General features: G+C 39.4%; 14 protein-coding genes. 7 read left to right on the plus strand and 7 right to left on the minus strand.

Annotated features, from left to right (window positions below; genetic code table 11):
* Positions 1-137 precede the first annotated feature (137 nt).
* From DKZ56_RS12145 to DKZ56_RS12155, 3 genes are all read left to right on the plus strand, one after another.
* Positions 138-2,975 (plus strand): transglycosylase domain-containing protein, encoded by a 2,838-nt coding sequence (locus tag DKZ56_RS12145; protein WP_208652251.1) that lies wholly within the window; start codon positions 138-140, stop codon positions 2,973-2,975.
* 143 nt (positions 2,976-3,118) lie between these two features.
* The gene (locus DKZ56_RS12150) at positions 3,119-3,964 is read left to right on the plus strand and encodes a transposase (protein ID WP_208650235.1); all 846 of its coding nucleotides are present in this window, start codon (positions 3,119-3,121) and stop codon (positions 3,962-3,964) included.
* A 19-nt stretch (positions 3,965-3,983) separates the two neighbouring features.
* The gene (locus DKZ56_RS12155) at positions 3,984-4,610 is read left to right on the plus strand and encodes a transposase (protein WP_245989659.1); all 627 of its coding nucleotides are present in this window, start codon (positions 3,984-3,986) and stop codon (positions 4,608-4,610) included.
* Here DKZ56_RS12155 and DKZ56_RS12160 read toward each other — a convergent pair.
* The 5 genes from DKZ56_RS12160 to acsA form a co-directional block, all read right to left on the minus strand.
* The gene (locus tag DKZ56_RS12160; RefSeq protein ID WP_208650236.1) at positions 4,607-5,743 is read right to left on the minus strand and encodes an acetylornithine transaminase; all 1,137 of its coding nucleotides are present in this window, start codon (positions 5,741-5,743) and stop codon (positions 4,607-4,609) included. The genes DKZ56_RS12155 and DKZ56_RS12160 overlap by 4 nt on opposite strands.
* Positions 5,740-6,519 carry an acetylglutamate kinase gene (gene argB / locus DKZ56_RS12165; RefSeq protein ID WP_208650237.1) on the minus strand — a complete coding sequence of 260 codons (780 nt, stop codon included), beginning with the start codon at positions 6,517-6,519 and terminating at the stop codon, positions 5,740-5,742. Before argB ends, DKZ56_RS12160 begins: the two co-directional genes overlap by 4 nt.
* A complete protein-coding gene (gene argJ, locus DKZ56_RS12170) occupies positions 6,482-7,702 on the minus strand; it encodes a bifunctional ornithine acetyltransferase/N-acetylglutamate synthase (protein ID WP_208650238.1) in 1,221 nt (406 codons plus the stop codon). Before argJ ends, argB begins: the two co-directional genes overlap by 38 nt.
* A 39-nt stretch (positions 7,703-7,741) precedes the next feature.
* Entirely contained in the window at positions 7,742-8,776 is a 1,035-nt protein-coding gene (gene argC, locus DKZ56_RS12175; RefSeq protein WP_208650239.1) for an N-acetyl-gamma-glutamyl-phosphate reductase, read from the minus strand.
* Positions 8,777-8,967: 191 nt separating this feature from the next.
* A complete protein-coding gene (gene acsA, locus DKZ56_RS12180) occupies positions 8,968-10,698 on the minus strand; it encodes an acetate--CoA ligase (RefSeq protein ID WP_390261389.1) in 1,731 nt (576 codons plus the stop codon).
* Positions 10,699-10,863: 165 nt separating this feature from the next.
* On the opposite strand from acsA, the gene DKZ56_RS12185 reads away from it, so the two are divergent.
* The 3 genes from DKZ56_RS12185 to DKZ56_RS12195 are packed head-to-tail and all read left to right on the plus strand — an operon-like array spanning position 10,864 to position 13,322.
* Positions 10,864-11,496, plus strand: a complete 633-nt coding sequence (locus DKZ56_RS12185) for a GNAT family N-acetyltransferase (RefSeq protein WP_208650240.1) — start codon at positions 10,864-10,866, stop codon at positions 11,494-11,496.
* Between the two features lie 15 nt (positions 11,497-11,511).
* Positions 11,512-12,159: an acetoin utilization AcuB family protein gene (locus DKZ56_RS12190; RefSeq protein WP_208650241.1), complete on the plus strand. Its 648-nt coding sequence runs from the start codon at positions 11,512-11,514 to the stop codon at positions 12,157-12,159.
* Positions 12,156-13,322 (plus strand): acetoin utilization protein AcuC, encoded by a 1,167-nt coding sequence (locus DKZ56_RS12195; protein ID WP_208650242.1) that lies wholly within the window; start codon positions 12,156-12,158, stop codon positions 13,320-13,322. Before DKZ56_RS12190 ends, DKZ56_RS12195 begins: the two co-directional genes overlap by 4 nt.
* Before the next feature lie 45 nt (positions 13,323-13,367).
* On the opposite strand, the gene ccpA is transcribed toward DKZ56_RS12195, so the two are convergent.
* Positions 13,368-14,378: a catabolite control protein A gene (ccpA, locus tag DKZ56_RS12200; protein WP_208650243.1), complete on the minus strand. Its 1,011-nt coding sequence runs from the start codon at positions 14,376-14,378 to the stop codon at positions 13,368-13,370.
* Between the two features lie 175 nt (positions 14,379-14,553).
* Positions 14,554-15,642: a bifunctional 3-deoxy-7-phosphoheptulonate synthase/chorismate mutase gene (locus tag DKZ56_RS12205; protein ID WP_208650244.1), complete on the minus strand. Its 1,089-nt coding sequence runs from the start codon at positions 15,640-15,642 to the stop codon at positions 14,554-14,556.
* Between the two features lie 173 nt (positions 15,643-15,815).
* Between DKZ56_RS12205 and pilM the strand changes: the two genes are divergently transcribed.
* On the plus strand, positions 15,816-17,969 hold the full coding sequence (gene pilM / locus DKZ56_RS12210) for a pilus assembly protein PilM (RefSeq protein ID WP_208650245.1): 2,154 nt from the start codon (positions 15,816-15,818) through the stop codon (positions 17,967-17,969).
* Positions 17,970-18,168 lie beyond the last annotated feature (199 nt).

An 18,168-nucleotide genomic window follows, 5' to 3' on the forward strand; every position in this document is an offset into this window, starting at 1 on the left:
TCAAATATTCTACATGTAAAATTTTCTTTGTCAACAACTATATTCTGAGTATATGGAATTATGCTATAATAAACAAGATTTCAGGAGGGGTGTGTGTGGGAGAAAAGTTTCAACAATTAATTCAAAAAATTATACACATGAATGAAAAAATCGATACGATAGCCACATCCAATCGAATTCGAAAACTGCGCATTACATTAGGCGTGATATGGAATCTTGGACTTGTCTTTTTCATTATGTTTCTAATCGGTTTTGTTTTTATGTTTTCCATCGGAGTAGGCTATTTTGCTTCCTTAGTGAAAGATGAACCTCTCTATACGAAAGAACAAATGCGAAAACAAATTTACAATTATGAAGAAACAAGCGAAATGTATTTTGCAGGCAATGTATATTTCGGCAAAATCCGCACCGATTTAGAAAGGAAAAAAACAACCCTAGATCAAGTATCGCCGATTTTAATAAAAGCTGTATTGGCAACGGAAGATGAATATTTTTACGAACATAATGGCATTGTTCCAAAAGCAGTTTTTCGCGGATTGCTGCAAGATTTCACCAATGCTTCGACTCAAACAGGCGGATCAACATTAACGCAGCAGCTCATTAAAAACCAAATTTTAACGAATGAAGTATCCTATGAACGAAAAGCAAGGGAATTGCTGCTTGCGCTGCGCCTCGAACATTTTATGACAAAGGATGAAATTTTGGAAGCTTATTTAAATATTATTCCTTATGGCAGAAATGCATCCGGCCGCAATATTGCAGGAGTGGAAACAGCCGCTCAAGGAATTTTTGGCATAAGCGCCAGCGAATTAAACTTAGCTCAAGCTGCCTATATCGCAGGAATTCCTCAGGCGCCTTTTTCATACACGCCTTACATGCAAAGCGGGAAATTAAAAAGCGAAGAAGGATTGAAACCGGGAATCGAGCGGATGAAAACCGTTTTATATCGTATGAAGCAAGCAGGCTATATTACGGAAAAGGAATACGAAGAAACGCTCAAATATGATATTACGAAAGATTTTAAAGAGCCCGAAACCCAAAAAGTCAAATATCCTTATTTAACCTTTGAAATTGAACGCCGGGCAAAAGAAATTATGGCAAGAATTTTGGCTGAAAAAGACGGCATTGATCCCGAGCGGCTAGATGAAGAAGAAAACCTTTACGAAAAATATATTATTCTTGCAGACCGGGATATTCGTTCAGGCGGCTACCGGGTATATACAACAATCGATAAAAAATTATATGATGCCATGAACAAAGCTGCGGAAGATTTCAAATACTACGGACATACCTATACGAAAAAGGAAATCGACCAGGAAACGAAGCAAGAAATGGAAGTTCCAGATCCGGTGCAAGTAGGAAGCATTTTAATTGAAAATAAAACGGGAAGAATCTTAAGCTTCGTCGGCGGCCGAGACTTTGAGATCACCGAGTTGAACCATGCAACGCAAGCTTATCGTCCAAACGGTTCTACAATGAAGCCGCTTCTTGTCTACGGTCCCGCTATTGAATATGGTTTAATTGGTGCGGGAAGCCCGGTAGTGGATGTGAAATTCTCGTATCGAGGCTGGGCGCCGACAAACTATATCGCCAGCGAAGAAAGGGGCATTATTCCGGCACGTGAAGCATTGGCTCACTCCCAAAACTTAACCGCCATTCGTTTATATGACCAAATCATCGACAGAAGGCCAGCAGAACTTTTAGAGAAAATGGGATTCACCAAATTAACAAAAGGCGACTATGAAAACTTGTCTGCTGCGATTGGCGCAATTGAATACGGAACAACAGTGGAAGAAAATACAAACGCCTTCGCTACCTTTGCAAACGGCGGAAAATTTATCGACGCTTATATGATTGAAAAAATTGAAGATGTAGGTGGCAATATTATTTACCAACACGAACCTGAACCGGTGGAAGTATTCTCTGAGGAAACATCTTACATCATTACAGATATGATGAGAGATGTATTTGAATATGGTACAGGAATGAAGGCGCGCTCAACATTAAAATTCTCCTCAGACTTTGCGGGGAAAACCGGGACAACCCAGGAATATAAAGACGTATGGCTTATCGGTTACAATCCGAACGTGTCTTTAGGGGTTTGGTTAGGCTACGATCAGCCAAGAACGTTATATCAATTCAATAATATTTATTTCCAACCAAGCACGCGGATCAATTTATTATGGGCTTCTTTAATGAACGCGGCATATGATGTAAATCCAGAGTTCATTGGTACAAAAGAGAAATTCCAAAAACCTGAAGGAGTTGTCAATGCATCTTTCTGCGGCATTTCGGGAATGGCGCCTTCTAAAGCTTGCAGTGATGCCGGACTTGTACGCAGCGACTTATTCATACGCAAATTTGTTCCGACTGCAACAGACAATAGTTTCATCTCATCGGATACAAAAACTGTTAATATTAACGGTGAAACATATTTAGCCTTGGACTCAACACCGCAAGAATTTACTTATCCAGCAAGCGGCATTTCATTGAACCAAGAATTCATCAAAAAAATACTGGGACGACTTGGAGGAAATCCGGAAAAACTTCTAGGCAAGGATATACTAAAAGTGGCAAATGCGAAAACTTTTCATCCGGATCAAACTGCCCCTCAACCGGTCAGTGTGATAGTGCAGGGCAATGTTTTATCTTGGTCTCCTTCCGCATCCAATGACGTTGTTGGATACCGCATTTATGACTTGACAGGAGGAGGCAAAAAGCTTCTTGCTTCCGTCAGAAGCGGCGCAACCCGAAGCATCACGGTTGGCAATGGCCTGTTTGGCGTTGTGGCTGTTGACATTACTGGATTAGAATCTCCAATCTCCCAAACTCAAATAACAAGCGATGGTATAGAAGAAAATCCAAAAACCAATGAACCGATTGAACATGAACAACCGGCAAATGAAAACGAAAATCAAGAGTTACAGCTGCAATCATACCATTCAAACAGCCAAAAAACTCAACATAAACGATAATAAAAAATCATGGGGCTGTCCGAAAAGTCGATTGAATCGACCTTGGGCTCAGCCCTTTTTTCTGTTTTTAGGGTACAAAAAAATCGTCCTTTTTTATAGAATGAAATTGACCAAAAAACATTCTAAAGAAAGGACGATTTTTTATGAATAATCAAATGACTATTCAAGAAAATTATAACACGCAATTAGAAATGACTCTAGAGGGTATTCAAAAAATAGAGGTTCAAAAGAACAAGAAACGCAAAAAGCTAGTTTTCCAACCTTATTGCAATCGTCAAGTCATGAGCATTTTAGATATCGAAATGTATATTCCTGAAAATCATGTCGCCCGTTTAGTGGATGAAATGGTGGAATCGATTCCGGATGAAGTGTTGTATACTCATTATGTTGGTGGGGGTCGTGCACCCTATCACCCTAAAATGTTATTGAAAGTGATTTTATATGCGTACACTCAAAACGTTTATTCAAGTCGGAAAATGGCGCAAATGGTGAAAGAAAATCTTCCGATGATGTGGTTGGCGGGATTGCAAACCCCTGACCATCGCACAATAAATGATTTTCGTAGTGTTCGTATGTCAAACATGATGGATTCTGTATTTGAACAATTTGTCCTTCAACTAGTAGAACAAGGATTTATCGACCTCGACCATATTTTTGTGGATGGTACGAAAATAGAAGCGAATGCCAACAAATATACGTTTGTATGGCGAAAATCCGTAGAAAAATATGATCAGAAACTACGAGCCAAAATTCAATCGTTTCTACAAGAAGCGCACCAAATCGCCTTGGAGGAATTAAAAGAAGAACAATTAGAAGAAGAATTAGAAAAATCATCGGCACAACTTTCTGAGAGAATAGAAGCTTTGGAAAAAGATTATAAACAGGAAGAAGACAAAGAAAGAAAAAAAGAACTTCGCTCTAAAAAATCCCAACTCACCGAAGGAAAAGAAACTCAAGTATGTCATTGCCGATGCAGGATATGCGAGTGAAGAAAACTATTTATATGCGATTGGCGAAGAAAAAGAACCTCGTTTTGAATTATTAGCCCCATACCAAACCTATTTGAAGGAACAAAGTAAAAAGTTTAAAAAGGATTTATCAAAAGTACAAAACTGGAAATACATCGAAGAAGACGATTGCTTTATCTGTCCGAACAATCGGAAAGTCGTATTCAAGTATTATCAAAAAAGAAAAAATGCATCTGGATACATACAAGATTTGAAAGTGTACGAGTGTGAAGATTGTACGGATTGCCCGTTGAAGAATGGGTGTACGAAAGCCAAAGGAAATCGTCGAGTATATTGGAACACGATTTATGAAGAAATGAAAGCGAAAGCCAAAGCAGCTCTTGGTGACGAACAAAAGGCAGCTCTTTATGCGAAGCGTAAAGTGGATGTCGAAAGTGTGTTCGGGAACATCAAGGGCAATTTGCGTTTCACTCGATTTCTGTTACGGGGGCTTCATAAAGTCCGCACAGAATTCGGGATTGTGGCAATGGCCCACAACATACTGAAAAGGGCCGCAAATTCCCAAACCAATTTCAAAAATAAGGAAACAGAGCGAATGGAAAAACTCATTGTTTTCTCCATTCGCTCTGTTTTTATGGACTTTTTAGACAAGCCCATGATTTTTTAGTTTTCCAACAATCCCTTTTTCAAAATCGCAACTGCTTGATCGATTTCTTCATAACTTACAGTCAACGGTGGAAGTAAGCGAATCACTCTTGTGCCGGCTGCGCAAACCAAGAGTCCAGCTTCCTCCAATTTGCCGATATATTCAGCCACTTCATTTTCACTTTCCAATCCTAGCAGTAAACCTTTTCCTTTTACTTTAAACTCGCCATTCGGGAAAGTTGCTTTTAACTGTTCTACGAAATAGGCAGATTTCTTTTTCACTTCATTTAAAAACTCTTCTTGAAATACAATGTCAATTACTTTTTGGGCAACCGCAACGCCTAACGGATTGCCACCAAAGGTTGTACCGTGTGTTCCCGGACCAAAAGAATCATACAATTCTTTTGTGCCTAAAATTCCTCCGATTGGGAATCCGCCGCCAAGCCCTTTAGCCATAGTTACAATATCCGGTTTTAACGGCGTTTGTTCAAAAGCAAAACGAGTACCCGTTCTGCCAATGCCTGTTTGAACTTCATCGACAATCAATAAAATATTACGATTTGAACAAATTTCTTGAATTGCTTCGGCCAATTCATCAGTCACCTGATTTACTCCGCCTTCCCCTTGAATCACTTCAAGCATGATGGCTGCCACCGAATCATCAACGGCATTTTTCAATGCTTCCACATCATTGAAAGGCAAATAAGTGAATTTTTCCACCATTGGGCCAAAGCCTTTTTGGATTTTTTCTTGTCCTGTCGCACTCATGGAGCCAAAAGTGCGGCCATGAAAAGACTGTTTAAAAGTGATGATATGATGTTTCCCTGTATGTTTGCGAGCCAATTTAATAGCCGCTTCATTGGCTTCTGCCCCGCTATTGCAGAAAAACGCATAAGAAAAATGCGTATCTTTTACTAAAGACTCAGCTAGTTTTTCTTGCCATGGAGCTTGGTAAAGATTGCTCGTATGCCAAATTTTTTCACTTTGCTCTTGAATGGTTTTGACTAGTTCTGGATGAGCGTGCCCTAAGGATAAAACCGCAATGCCGCTCGTAAAATCTAAATATTCTTTGCCATTTTGGTCTTTCACAATGGTTCCTTTCCCTTCTACAAGGGCGATTGGTCTTCTTGCATAGGTATTAAATAGCGCACTCATTTCACTAACTCCTTGCTTGTTATAGTCGTTCCCGTCAACGTATCGTCGACAATTTCCACTTTTGGTATGCCTGCATTTAAAACACGGATGGCTCCTTCCACTTTTGGAATCATCCCGCCTGTAATTTCTCCTTCCTCAATCCATCGATGGATTTGTTCAGGTGTGGCTTCTTTTTGATACTCGCCGCCAATGCGAATGCCAGAAACATCCGTTACTAATAATAAGCGTTCCGCACCTACAGCTAATGCAATTTCACTGGCCACTGTATCGCCATTGATATTTAATGATTGGCCCTCTTCCGTTACACCAATGCAACTAATTACCGGTACAATATTGTGAGCCGTTAAAACATCAATAATGGCCGTATTGATTTTTTTAATTTCTCCAACATAACCATAAGTTTCATAGTCTAATAGTTCGCACAAAATCAAATTCATATCCAATCCGTTTAGGCCAATTGCTTGAATGCCTGCCCGATTTAAATCGTTGACGAGTTTTGGATTAACGAGGCCGACTAAAGTCGATTGAACGACTTCCATTGCCTCTTCATTCGTTACCCGGATGCCATTAATTTTTTTCGAAGCGATTCCTCTTTTTTCCAGCTTCTGATTAATGGCTGGCCCTCCACCATGGGTAATGATAATTTCATATCCTTCCTCTTGGAGCGTTTTAAAATTGGAAAAGAAGGCATTATTTAAGCCTTCTAATGTGCTTCCGCCTAATTTAATGACAATCCGTTTATGAGCGGTAGCTTGCGTTGATTTGGACATAGTCATAGGTTAAATCGCACCCCCATGCAAAACCGTGGCCGTTTCCTTGACCTAACGAAACATGAATTTTTACTTCATTCGCTTTTAAAATTTTAATGAGTTCATCTTCATCAAATGGAATCGGTTCTCCATTTTCAACCATTTTCTTATCGCCAATTTTGATTGTAATTTTGTCAGGGTCTACTGTAGCCCCGCTGTAGCCTACTGCCGCAATAATGCGTCCCCAATTGGCGTCGCAGCCAAATACCGCCGTTTTTACTAAAGGAGAACCTACAACTGTTTTGGCAATTTTGCGGGCTTCATCATCTGAAACCGCCCCTTCCACTTCCACTTCGATTAGCTTCGTGGCGCCTTCACCGTCGCGGGCAATGGCTTTTGCCAAATCTTCTGCCACCATTTTCAATGTTTTATAGAAGTTGTTCCAATCTGGATGCTCCGGTGTCAAAGGTTGATTTCCTGCCAAGCCATTTGCCAACACTAATACCATGTCATTTGTGGAAGTATCGCCGTCCACTGTAATGCAGTTGAATGTTAAATCGGTAATGTCAGATAAAGCTTTTTGCAATACATCGGATTCAATATTGGCATCGGTTGTAATAAAGGCAAGCATTGTAGCCATATTCGGCTCAATCATGCCAGAACCTTTCGCCGTTCCTGATATGATGACCTCTTTCCCATCAATGATGGTAGAATAAGTTGTATTTTTCATCACGGTATCTGTTGTTAAAATCGCTTGAGCGAAATCAATGCCATTTTCAAGTTGATTGCCAAGTTCAATCTTTTTGACACCTTCACGGATGCAATCCATTTTCATTAATTCACCAATTACACCTGTTGAAGAAACACCAACTAACTTTGGATCAATGCCTAATTTTTCAGCAGCTAATTTTTGCATTTCATATGCATCAAGAAGTCCTTGTTTTCCAGTGCAAGCATTGGCATTTCCAGAGTTAACAATCACTGCTTGCATTTTTTTCGTTTCATAAACAACTTCCTTTGTGACTTTAATCGGAGCTGCTTGCACTTTATTAGTTGTAAACACTCCTGCTACACTGGCAGGCACTTCGCTGTATAAAAGAGCTAAATCCTTTTTCTTATGCTTGATGCCGCAATGAATTCCTGCAGCTTTAAATCCTTTCGGAGATACGATATTCTTGCTGGATAATTTCATTTCTACGATTGACGACATTATAATTCCTCCATTTCTCCCATTACCGGCTAATTAATATTAAATAAATAATGGCACCACATCTAATCCTGTAGTTTGCGGTAAACCAAATTGAACGTTCATATTTTGAATTGCTTGGCCGGCCGCTCCTTTTACTAAATTATCAATTACACTTACTATTGTAGCTCGATTTGTCCGTTCATCTACTTTTGCGAACACATCGCAGTAATTGGAACCTTTTACCCGGCTTGTGCCGATTGTATTGGCATCCGAAATAATGCGGACGAACTGATGATGTTTATAGGTTTCTTGCAAACAATCTGTTAAATCTTTTGTTGTTACTCCATCCTTCACAGGAGCATAAGAGGTTGCCAAGATGCCTCTTGTCATTGGCACAAGATGGGTATTAAAAGTGATGGATGTTTTAACATTGGCAAACATTTCAATGGCTTGCTCAATTTCAGGAATGTGTTGATGCTCATTGATTTTATAAATTGAGAAGTTTTCGTTTGTTTCACTGAAATGCGTCATTTTCGTCGGCTTATTCCCTGCACCAGACACGCCGCTTTTGGCATCTACGACTAAAAAAGAAGGATCGATTAAATCTTCTTTAATAAGTGGAAGGATAGATAAGAGCACCGCTGTCGGGTAACAGCCTGGATTGGCAATGAGTTCTGCCTCTTTTATATTTTTTTCATTCCACTCGGTTAAACCATAAACACTTTTATCTACAATTTCTTGTGGAGCAGGCTCTTTTTTATACCATTTCTCATAATCTTGTAAATTCTTTAAACGGTAATCTCCCGATAAGTCGATAATTCTCGGCCCTTTTCCTACGAGCGGCGGCAATAGTTTACTTGTGACTCCGCTTGGCGTACTCGTAAAAACGACATCATAGTTCATCAATGTCTCGTAATCTATTTTTTGAAGGGGTACATCATGTATATTCAATAAATGACCGAATTTTGATGAAAAAATAACGCCCTCTTCAGAAGATGTAAATAAATCCATTTGTTCCACTTCAGGATGGTTATGTAAAAATCGGATTAACTCTAATCCGCCATATCCTGTGGCTCCAACGATTCCAATTTTCAACCTAGTCACCTCTTCCGTAAGATATTGTTAGTATAAACTTGTATAATTATAAAGTCAAATGTATGTTTATATATTTTTTAAACTTTCAATAAATAAAAAATGAAGGATATTCATTTGTGAAAAATGAAATATCCTTCGGTGGATGCATAATTATAATCTTGCTCAACAAATCACATGGTGGAGGTTAAAAATTAATCATCTTCCATTGTAGATAAATCGCCTGTTGGAAGATTTAATTCCCATGCTTTTAACACGCGGCGCATAATTTTACCGCTTCGTGTTTTCGGAAGTTTATCTTTGAATTCAATTTCTCTAGGCGCTGCATGGGCAGCTAATCCTGTTTTTACAAATTGTCGAATGTTTTCTTTTAATTCTTCAGTTGGTTCAACGCCAGGCCGTAGTACTACAAAGGCTTTAATGATTTCTCCGCGTACCGGATCCGGTTTTCCGATTACCCCCGCTTCAACTACATCCGGGTGTTCAATGAGTTTGCTTTCTACCTCAAATGGGCCTACCCGCTCACCGGCTGTCATAATCACATCATCGACACGACCTTGGAACCAGAAATAGCCATCTTCATCTTTATACGCGGAATCTCCGGAAACATACCATTCACCTTTTAAGAAATACTTTTCGTAGCGCTCCGGATTTTTCCAAATCGCTCTCATCATGGATGGCCAACCTTTTCGAATTGCTAAGTTACCCATCGTATATGGCGGCAATTCATTTCCTTCATCATCAACAATCGCCGCATAAACACCTGGAACTGGTTTACCCATAGAACCTGGCTTAATTTCCATGCAAGGATAGTTGCAAATCATATGTCCACCAGTTTCTGTCATCCACCAAGTATCATGAATACGATGGCCTAATTCATTCATACCCCATCGAATTACTTCTGGGTTTAATGGTTCTCCTACTGAGAGTACATGCCGCAATGAAGACAAATCGTATTGTTGTAAAACAGCTGTACCAGCACCCATTAACATTCTGAATGCCGTTGGGGCACTGTACCATACAGTAACACCATATTCTTCAATTGCACCATACCAATTATCAGGACTAAAGCGTCCTCCAATAATAACATTCGTTACTCCATTCAACCATGGACCAAAAATACCGTAAGCAGTACCTGTCACCCATCCAGGGTCTGCTGTACACCAGTAAATATCGTCATCACGCAAGTCTAATACCCAACGAGCAGTTTGATAATGTTGAATCATTGCATTATGAACATGCAATACTCCTTTTGGAGCCCCCGTTGAGCCGGATGTATAATGTAAAAGCATTCCGTCTTCTCGATCAACCCAAACGATGTCGAAATCGCTGGAAGCTTCTTCTAATTTTTTATTAAAGTCAACAATTTTTTCATTTTCTTCTACTTGTTCCCCAACAAGAAAGACCGTTTCTAAGTGCGGCAATCGATCAAGCGGCACACGGTTCAACAATTCTTTTGTTGTAACGATTGCCTTTGCTTCGCTATTGGACAATCTGTCATATACCGCTCCTTCCATAAATGCTTCAAAGAGCGGACCTACAATTACACCGCATTTCAATGCTCCCAATAATGCAAAATATAATTCCGGAGATCTTGGCATAAAGATAAATAAGCGATCCCCTTTTTCCAAAGTGGAATATTGCTTGAATACATTTGCCGCCTTGTTCGTCATGCGTTTCATATCAGCGAAAGTGTAAGCTTCTTTACGATCCCCGTTACTAAAATAAAGAGCCACTTTGTCGCTTCGATCTGATTCAGCATGACGATCGATAGCTTCATACGCAGCATTTACTTTCCCCGTCTTATACCAAGTAAATGCTTTCTCGACTTCTTTCCAATCGAAATTAGCGTAAGTTTCTTCATAATTTTTTAAATTATAATCCCCTTGAACGACGGCTAATTTCTCAGTCGTTTTCATCCCCATTAAATATCCCCTTTCTTTCTATGATATTTTACATTTTACAATGAATTATTATAATTAGCAAAATATTTTTAAGATTTCATGAATTTCTTTTTTTTTCTTAAAATTTCTGCTTTTTGTGTGTATTTTATCATATAATGTAATTAATAGATGACGGGGGTGAAGTAATTGAAGCATATTAAAACCTATCATTGCATGCAAATGGAGACACGGCATGGCACTGTGGTGGTGGAGGGTCCTATTCTACCTGAAAATTTAGAAAAGTTTGATTTTCATGAAGGCTTAACTTCCTTTCGACAGCCAGATCAGCAAAAAAAAGCATTGGTTGAAATTGCCGGACTAGAAGAAGGAAGAATTATTATTGCCCGCAATAACAATACAATTATCGGCTATGTAACATATCTCTATCCTGATCCCCTAGAAAGATGGTCTGAAGATAAAATTGAAAATGTTCTAGAACTTGGAGCCATAGAAGTAGTACAATCATATCGAGGGACGGGAGTAGGAAAAAAGCTATTAGAAGTGTCATTTATGGCAGATGAAATGGAAGATTATTTAATTTTTACAACAGAATATTATTGGCATTGGGATTTAAAAGGCACTGGATTGAATGTTTGGGACTATCGAAAAATGATGGAGAATCTAATGAAATCGGTCGGCTTTGAATATTGTGCAACAGATGATCCTGAAATTACATCACATCCTGCCAACTGTTTAATGGTGCGCATCGGCAAACGGGTTAACGAGGAAACGATTACACGTTTTGACAGACTGCGCTTTAGATACAGGTATATGTATTGACAAAGGGGGAAAAACATGATAGTCGAACAAATTATGCAGACAAAAGTGTATACGCTTACACCGAAGGACACTTTAAATGATGCTTTAAATTTGATGCGAGAAAAAAATGTCCGACACATTCCCATTGTTGATGAGGCAAAAAATGTAGTTGGCCTCATTACTTCCCATGATGTGAAAAATGCGCTGCCTTCCTGCCTGAAAGAAGAAAATAATAAAGCCATTTACGATACACCAATTGAAAAATTTATGGTAAAAGATATTATTTTTGGCCATCCCCTTGATTTTGTAGAGGATGTGGCTATGACCTTTTACGAATCCAAAATCAGCTGCTTGCCCATTGTGTCAGGAGGAAAGCTTGTCGGAATCGTTACAACATCAGATTTGCTTACTGCCTATATAGAGCTGACAGGCGCACATCAACCTTCCTCCAAAATTGATATTCGGTTGAAAGATCAAGTAGGCACCCTAGCGGATGTATTAGCCATTGTTAAAAAACATCATGCCAATGTATTAAGCATTCTAGTTTTTCCTGACACAGAAAATGAAAATAGCCGCATCATCACAATCCGGATTCGAATGATGAATCCATTGCCAATCATTAAAGATTTGCGAAATCATGGCTATGAAGTACTATGGCCTAATTTGCCAGGGGTGAATTTATGAAAAATGCCGTATTTATCTATTCGAAAGAACAGCTGAGCTACAAATTTTCCGACACTCATCCCTTCAATCATAAGCGGCTAATATTAACGATGGAGTTATTAAAAAATATTGGTGCCCTATCGGATGAAGATATTATTCCTGCTAGAATGGCGACGGAAGAAGAAATTAGGCTAGTCCATGATCCAAGTTATATTGAAATTGTAAAAAAAGCTGGACAAGGCCTTTTAACCCCTGAACAGGCAGAACCTTATGGGATTGGAACAGAAGACACACCGATTTTTCCAAATATGCATGAAGCTAGTTGTTTGCTTGTAGGAGGCACCTTGCAGGCGGTTGATTATGTCATGGAGGGAAAATCTAGACATGCCCTCAATCTCGGTGGAGGCTTGCATCATGGATTCCGCGGAAGAGCAAGCGGATTCTGCATCTATAATGACAGCTCCATCGCAATTCGTTACATACAGGAAAAATATCAAGCCCGCGTTTTATATGTGGATACCGATGCCCATCATGGAGATGGCGTGCAATGGACATTTTATGATGATCCAAATGTTTGCACTTTTTCCATACATGAAACCGGAAAATACCTCTTCCCAGGTACAGGAAACGTCAGTGAAAGAGGAAATGGACAAGGGTATGGTACATCCTTTAATTTTCCCCTTGAAGCCTTTACGGAGGATGAAAGCTTCTTGATGGTATATGAACAAGCCTTAAGGGAAGTAATCGAATATTTTAAGCCGGATGTGCTTTTTACCCAAAATGGAGCCGATGCCCATTATTTTGACCCATTAACTCACTTAAATGCTTCTATGAAAATTTACCGGGAAATACCAAAACTTGCCCATGAATTAGCCCATGAATATTGCGAAGGACGTTGGATTGCCGTTGGGGGCGGTGGATATGATATGTGGCGGGTTGTACCGAGAGCATGGTCTATGATTTGGCTTGAAATGACCGATCAGCCCATCCCAACAGGGAATCTCCCTGATGAGTGGTTAAACAAATGGCAAAAAGAATCGCCTGTTCCGCTCATTCCAACTTGGGAAGATCCAAATCCTTTGTTTGAGCCGATTCCACGAAAAGCAGAAATTGAAGAAAAAAATGCACAAATGCTCACAAAAGCATTAAGTATTATCCGCTCTGAAAAAAATAGCGGCCTATAATGAAAAAGTGTAGACAAAATCACAAAAGACTTTGTCTACACTTTTTTATTTATCTTTTGCTTTTACTGAATCTCGTTTTTCTATGCGATAAGGCAAAATTACATTTTGATCTTTTACTTCTTCTTTGTTTAAGAATTTTGTTAGAAGCCTCATAGCTACTGCACCGATTTCATATAACGGCAGCACAACACTTGTTAATTGCGGCCGAACCATGCGGGCTAGTTTAGAGTTTTCAAAACTGATCACTTCGATTTCTTCAGGGACTTTAATGCCATGATCCTGCGCCGCATGAATGACACCAATTGCCAGCTCATCGCTTCCAGCAAAATAAGCAGTTGGTGGATGTTCGAGGTCATTTAATTCTTTCCATGCTTCCATGCCGCCATCATAAGAATCATCTTCTGCTACAATCAATGCTTCATCCACTTTTAATCCGGCATCTTGCAAAGCTTTTTTATACGCTTCAAGCTTATATTTGGCATTGATAGTATAACTTAATGGTCCGCTGATGAAAGCAATGCGTTTATGGCCATTATCAATTAACATTTTTACCGCTTCATAAGTAGCTTGGAAATAATCAATATTCACTGAAGGCAATTTTTGTGTTTCATCGATGGAACCGGCAAGTACGATTGGTACAGGAGAACTTTCCATTGTTTGGAGTAGTTTTGGAGTAACAGCGTCGCTCATCATTACGATGCCATCCACTTGTTTTCCTAACATCGTATCGAGCAAGGATAATTCTTTTTCTTCCTTTTGGTCAGAATTGGCCAAAATAATGTTGTATCGATACATTGTTGCAATATCTTCTATGCCTCGAGCTGCTTCTGCATAAATATTATTTGAAATATCAGGAATAATGACCCCTACCGTTGTCGTTTTTTTGCTCGCCAGCCCTCTTGCCACCGCATTTGGACGATATTCGAGGCGCTCAATGACCTCAAGCACTTTTTTGCGGGTAGAAGGTTTTACATTTTGACTTCCGTTCACCACCCGGGAAACTGTAGCCATAGAAACATTGGCCTCTCGGGCAACATCATAAATTGTAACTGTCAAAGATCTCCCTCCCTTTTTAATTATTATTTTCTTCATAATACGATATTTTGCTTTAATTTTTCAATACATAGGAAAAGTTCAAAAAAATATAATATTTATCGAACATGATTAGGATTTTCTCACTATCTTTTCAAAAGAAAAACTACCCAATCAAGAAGATTGGATAGTTTCTCCATTATGCTTTATACTCATATTGCTTCATAAATTTTTGAAGTTCTTCAAAGAATTCATCGAATTGTTTTAAATCCATTTGCTGTTGGGAATCGGATAATGCAACCGATGGATCTGGATGCACTTCCGCCATCACACCATCTGCCCCGATGGCAATAGCTGCTTTAGCGCAAGGCAATAATAAGTCTCGGCGTCCAGTTGAATGAGTTACGTCAACAAATACAGGCAAATGTGTTTCTTGTTTTAAAATTGGAACCGCTGAAATGTCTAGTGTGTTGCGTGTTGCTTTTTCGTAAGTGCGGATTCCGCGTTCGCAAAGCATGATTTTATCATTGCCTTTTGACATAATGTATTCAGCTGCATGAATGAATTCATCGATTGTTGCTGCCAAGCCGCGTTTTAACAATACCGGTTTATTCGTTTCACCAACTGCTTTTAACAATTCGAAGTTTTGCATATTTCGTGCACCGATTTGGATGACATCTACATAATCTAACGCTTCTTCAATATGACCAGGTGTTACAATTTCAGTTACAACCGCTAAACCATATTCTTCTGAAATGCGTTTTAAGATTTTTAATCCTTCCAGGCCAAGACCTTGGAAATCGTAAGGTGATGTACGTGGTTTGTAAGCACCGCCGCGGATGAATTTTAACCCTTTTGCTTTGATGGAAGCAGCAACTGCCGCTGTTTGTTCGTAAGATTCTACAGAACATGGACCAAATACGAATGTTGGCTCGCCGGCACCAATTTTTTCGCCATTGATTTCGATGATTGTATCTTCAGGTTTTTTCTTACGGGATACAAGCAATTCCTTCTTTGTATCTGCTTCCAATTGTTTCAAAGCGGTTTTAAAAATAGTTTTAAAGATATAATCAACCGTCATTTGATTTAACGGACCTTTATTGTGCTTTCTCAACAAATCTAACATATGACGTTCGCGCAATGGATCGTATCGGTTAACACCTTGTTTTTCTTTAATTTTTCCAATTTCGTTTACAATTTCGGCACGTTCGTTAATCAATCGAAGAATCTCTAAGTTTAGTTCATCAATTTGTTGACGAAGCGCTTCTAATCTTTTTTGCTCACTCATGAATACGACTCCTCCCTACTTAAATACAACACTTTCAGAAGACTGAAATGTATGTTACATTTTAAGATAATATCCATATTATAATCAAGAAAATTCAGAATGTCACGTCTTTTTAATTTAGCGCTTCAACTCGTGAAAGTATATAAAAAGATGATAGAAAGGAAGTGTTACTATTGAGTTCCAAAATTTTTGCCTTAGACATCGGAACTCGGTCGGTCGTAGGAATCATTTTAGAAGAAGAAAACGACCATTATCATGTTGCGGATATGCTCATAAGAGAACATAAAGAGCGGGCTATGCTCGACGGCCAGATACATAACGTATTATTTGTAGCTGAGTTAATTAAAGAAATAAAAGTTGAATTAGAAAAAAAACATGGCCCTTTAACAAAAGTCAGTGTAGCTGCTGCCGGCCGCGCACTTAAAACCGAACAAGCCCGCGTATCAATTGACATTTCCAACCGTCCAATTTTTACTCAAGAAGATATCAACCGATTGGAATTACAAGCAGTGCATCAAGCGCAAGCACAGCTCGTTGAAAAACAATCCCATGATTCAAGCCATTATTACTGTGTGGGCTATTCCGTCCTCCACTATCTATTAGATGGACAAGAAATTGGAAGCCTTTTAGATCAACGGGGCCAAGAAGCATCCGTTGAAGTTATTGCTACCTTCCTGCCGCGCACTGTCATTGAATCATTGCTGGCCGCATTAAAAAGAGCAGATTTGGAAATGGAAGCACTCACACTGGAGCCAATTGCTGCCATCAATGTCCTAATTCCTCCGACTATGCGTCGATTGAACGTTGCATTAGTCGATATAGGTGCTGGCACATCCGATATTGCAATGACAAATAACAATACCGTCATCGCTTATGGAATGGTGCCAACCGCCGGGGATGAAATTACAGAAAGTTTATGCGACCAATACTTGTTGGACTTCCCGGTTGCCGAAGCCATTAAACGAAAATTAAATACAGAGCAAACCGTTGCCATACAAGATATTTTAGGATTTGAACAAGAAATCCCGACAGAAGAAGTAATTCAAACGATCGAACCTGCCATCAAGCAATTGGCAGCAGCGATTGGAAATGAAATTTTACGGTTAAATAATCAAGTGCCTCCTAAAGCGGTCATGCTCATCGGCGGAGGAAGTTTAACCCCTAGATTGCCTGAAGAGCTTTGCGAAATTCTTCAACTTCCGAAAAATCGGGTAGCTGTCCGGGACATTAGCGCCATTCCAAATTTAACGAAAGAAGAATCCATTGAAGCAAGACCGGATCTTGTAACGCCGATTGGCATTGCCATTGCCGCCAAAAAATATCCGATCCATTATATTTCTGTTACAGTAAACAACCAAGTTGTGCGGCTATTTGAAGCAAAAGAAATGACCGTCAGCGATGCCTTTTTAGCCGCAAATATCAGCGCAAAACATTTATATGGAAAACCCGGACAAGGATTTTCCATCACCATTAATGGGCAAGATATTTTCGTTCCTGGAGAGCATGGAAAGCCTGCGACCATTTTAGTCAATGGACAAGAGGCGACATCTAAAACGCCGATTCAACATGGGGATGAAATTACGATTATCCCTGGGGAAAATGGTGGAGATGCTCAAGCAACTATTCGGGATCTCATCGACCAAGCTGCAAAAAAAGTTCAGTTAAACGATCAAATCTACTATGTAGAACCGATTGTAAAATTAAACGGTGAAACCGCTTCCCTTGATGCGCCACTAAAAGACCGGGATGAAATCACATTTGAACCAATTGAAACGATTAAAGACTTTTTAGAGCATATACAGCGGCAAGATATTATTGAAACGCAAACATTCATTGTGAAAGTGGATGGACAGCCTGTATTTTTGCATGATTACACATCAAAGCTGATGTTAAATGAGAAACCGGCAAAGTTAACTTATCCAATTGAAGATGGTGATGTGTTAACCATCCAAACATCAACGACAATGCCAACCGTTCAGGCAGTATTAGACCACTTAAACATTCCATTAGAGGATTCCATTTCGGTAACGTTCCAAAACCAGCCGCTGCAGCTGAAAAAGATAAGATATGAAGTGCTTATGAATGGAGTCGTGGTGCAGCCTACCTCTACCGTATATAATGGGGCAAATCTACAATTGATTGAAAAAGATGCAAGCCCGTGGATTTTTCAAGATGTCTTTAAATTCTCCAACTGGAAAATTCCTCAAGACTTCAAAGGACAATTTGCCATCTTGCGAAACGGCCAGCCGATCTCCTTTGACACTCCAATTTTTGGCGGAGATATTTTGGAAATTCAATTGATTGACAATCCGATATTCCGTTCATAGACGCTATCATAAAAAGAGCAATGGGGTTTGGACAAATCCAAAAAAAACATCATTTTCTCCAAGGAGAAAATGATGTTTTTTTGATATGTTAATAAAAATTGATTTCCGTTCCGGGGACGCTTTCCGCGGGCCCGGCTCGAGCCTCCTCGTCGCAATTTATCTGCGGCGAAAGAATAGGAACGCCGTAAAGGGGGTGCGT

Source organism: Ureibacillus thermophilus, assembly GCF_004331915.1.
GTDB classification, from domain to species: Bacteria; Bacillota; Bacilli; order Bacillales_A; family Planococcaceae; genus Ureibacillus; species Ureibacillus thermophilus.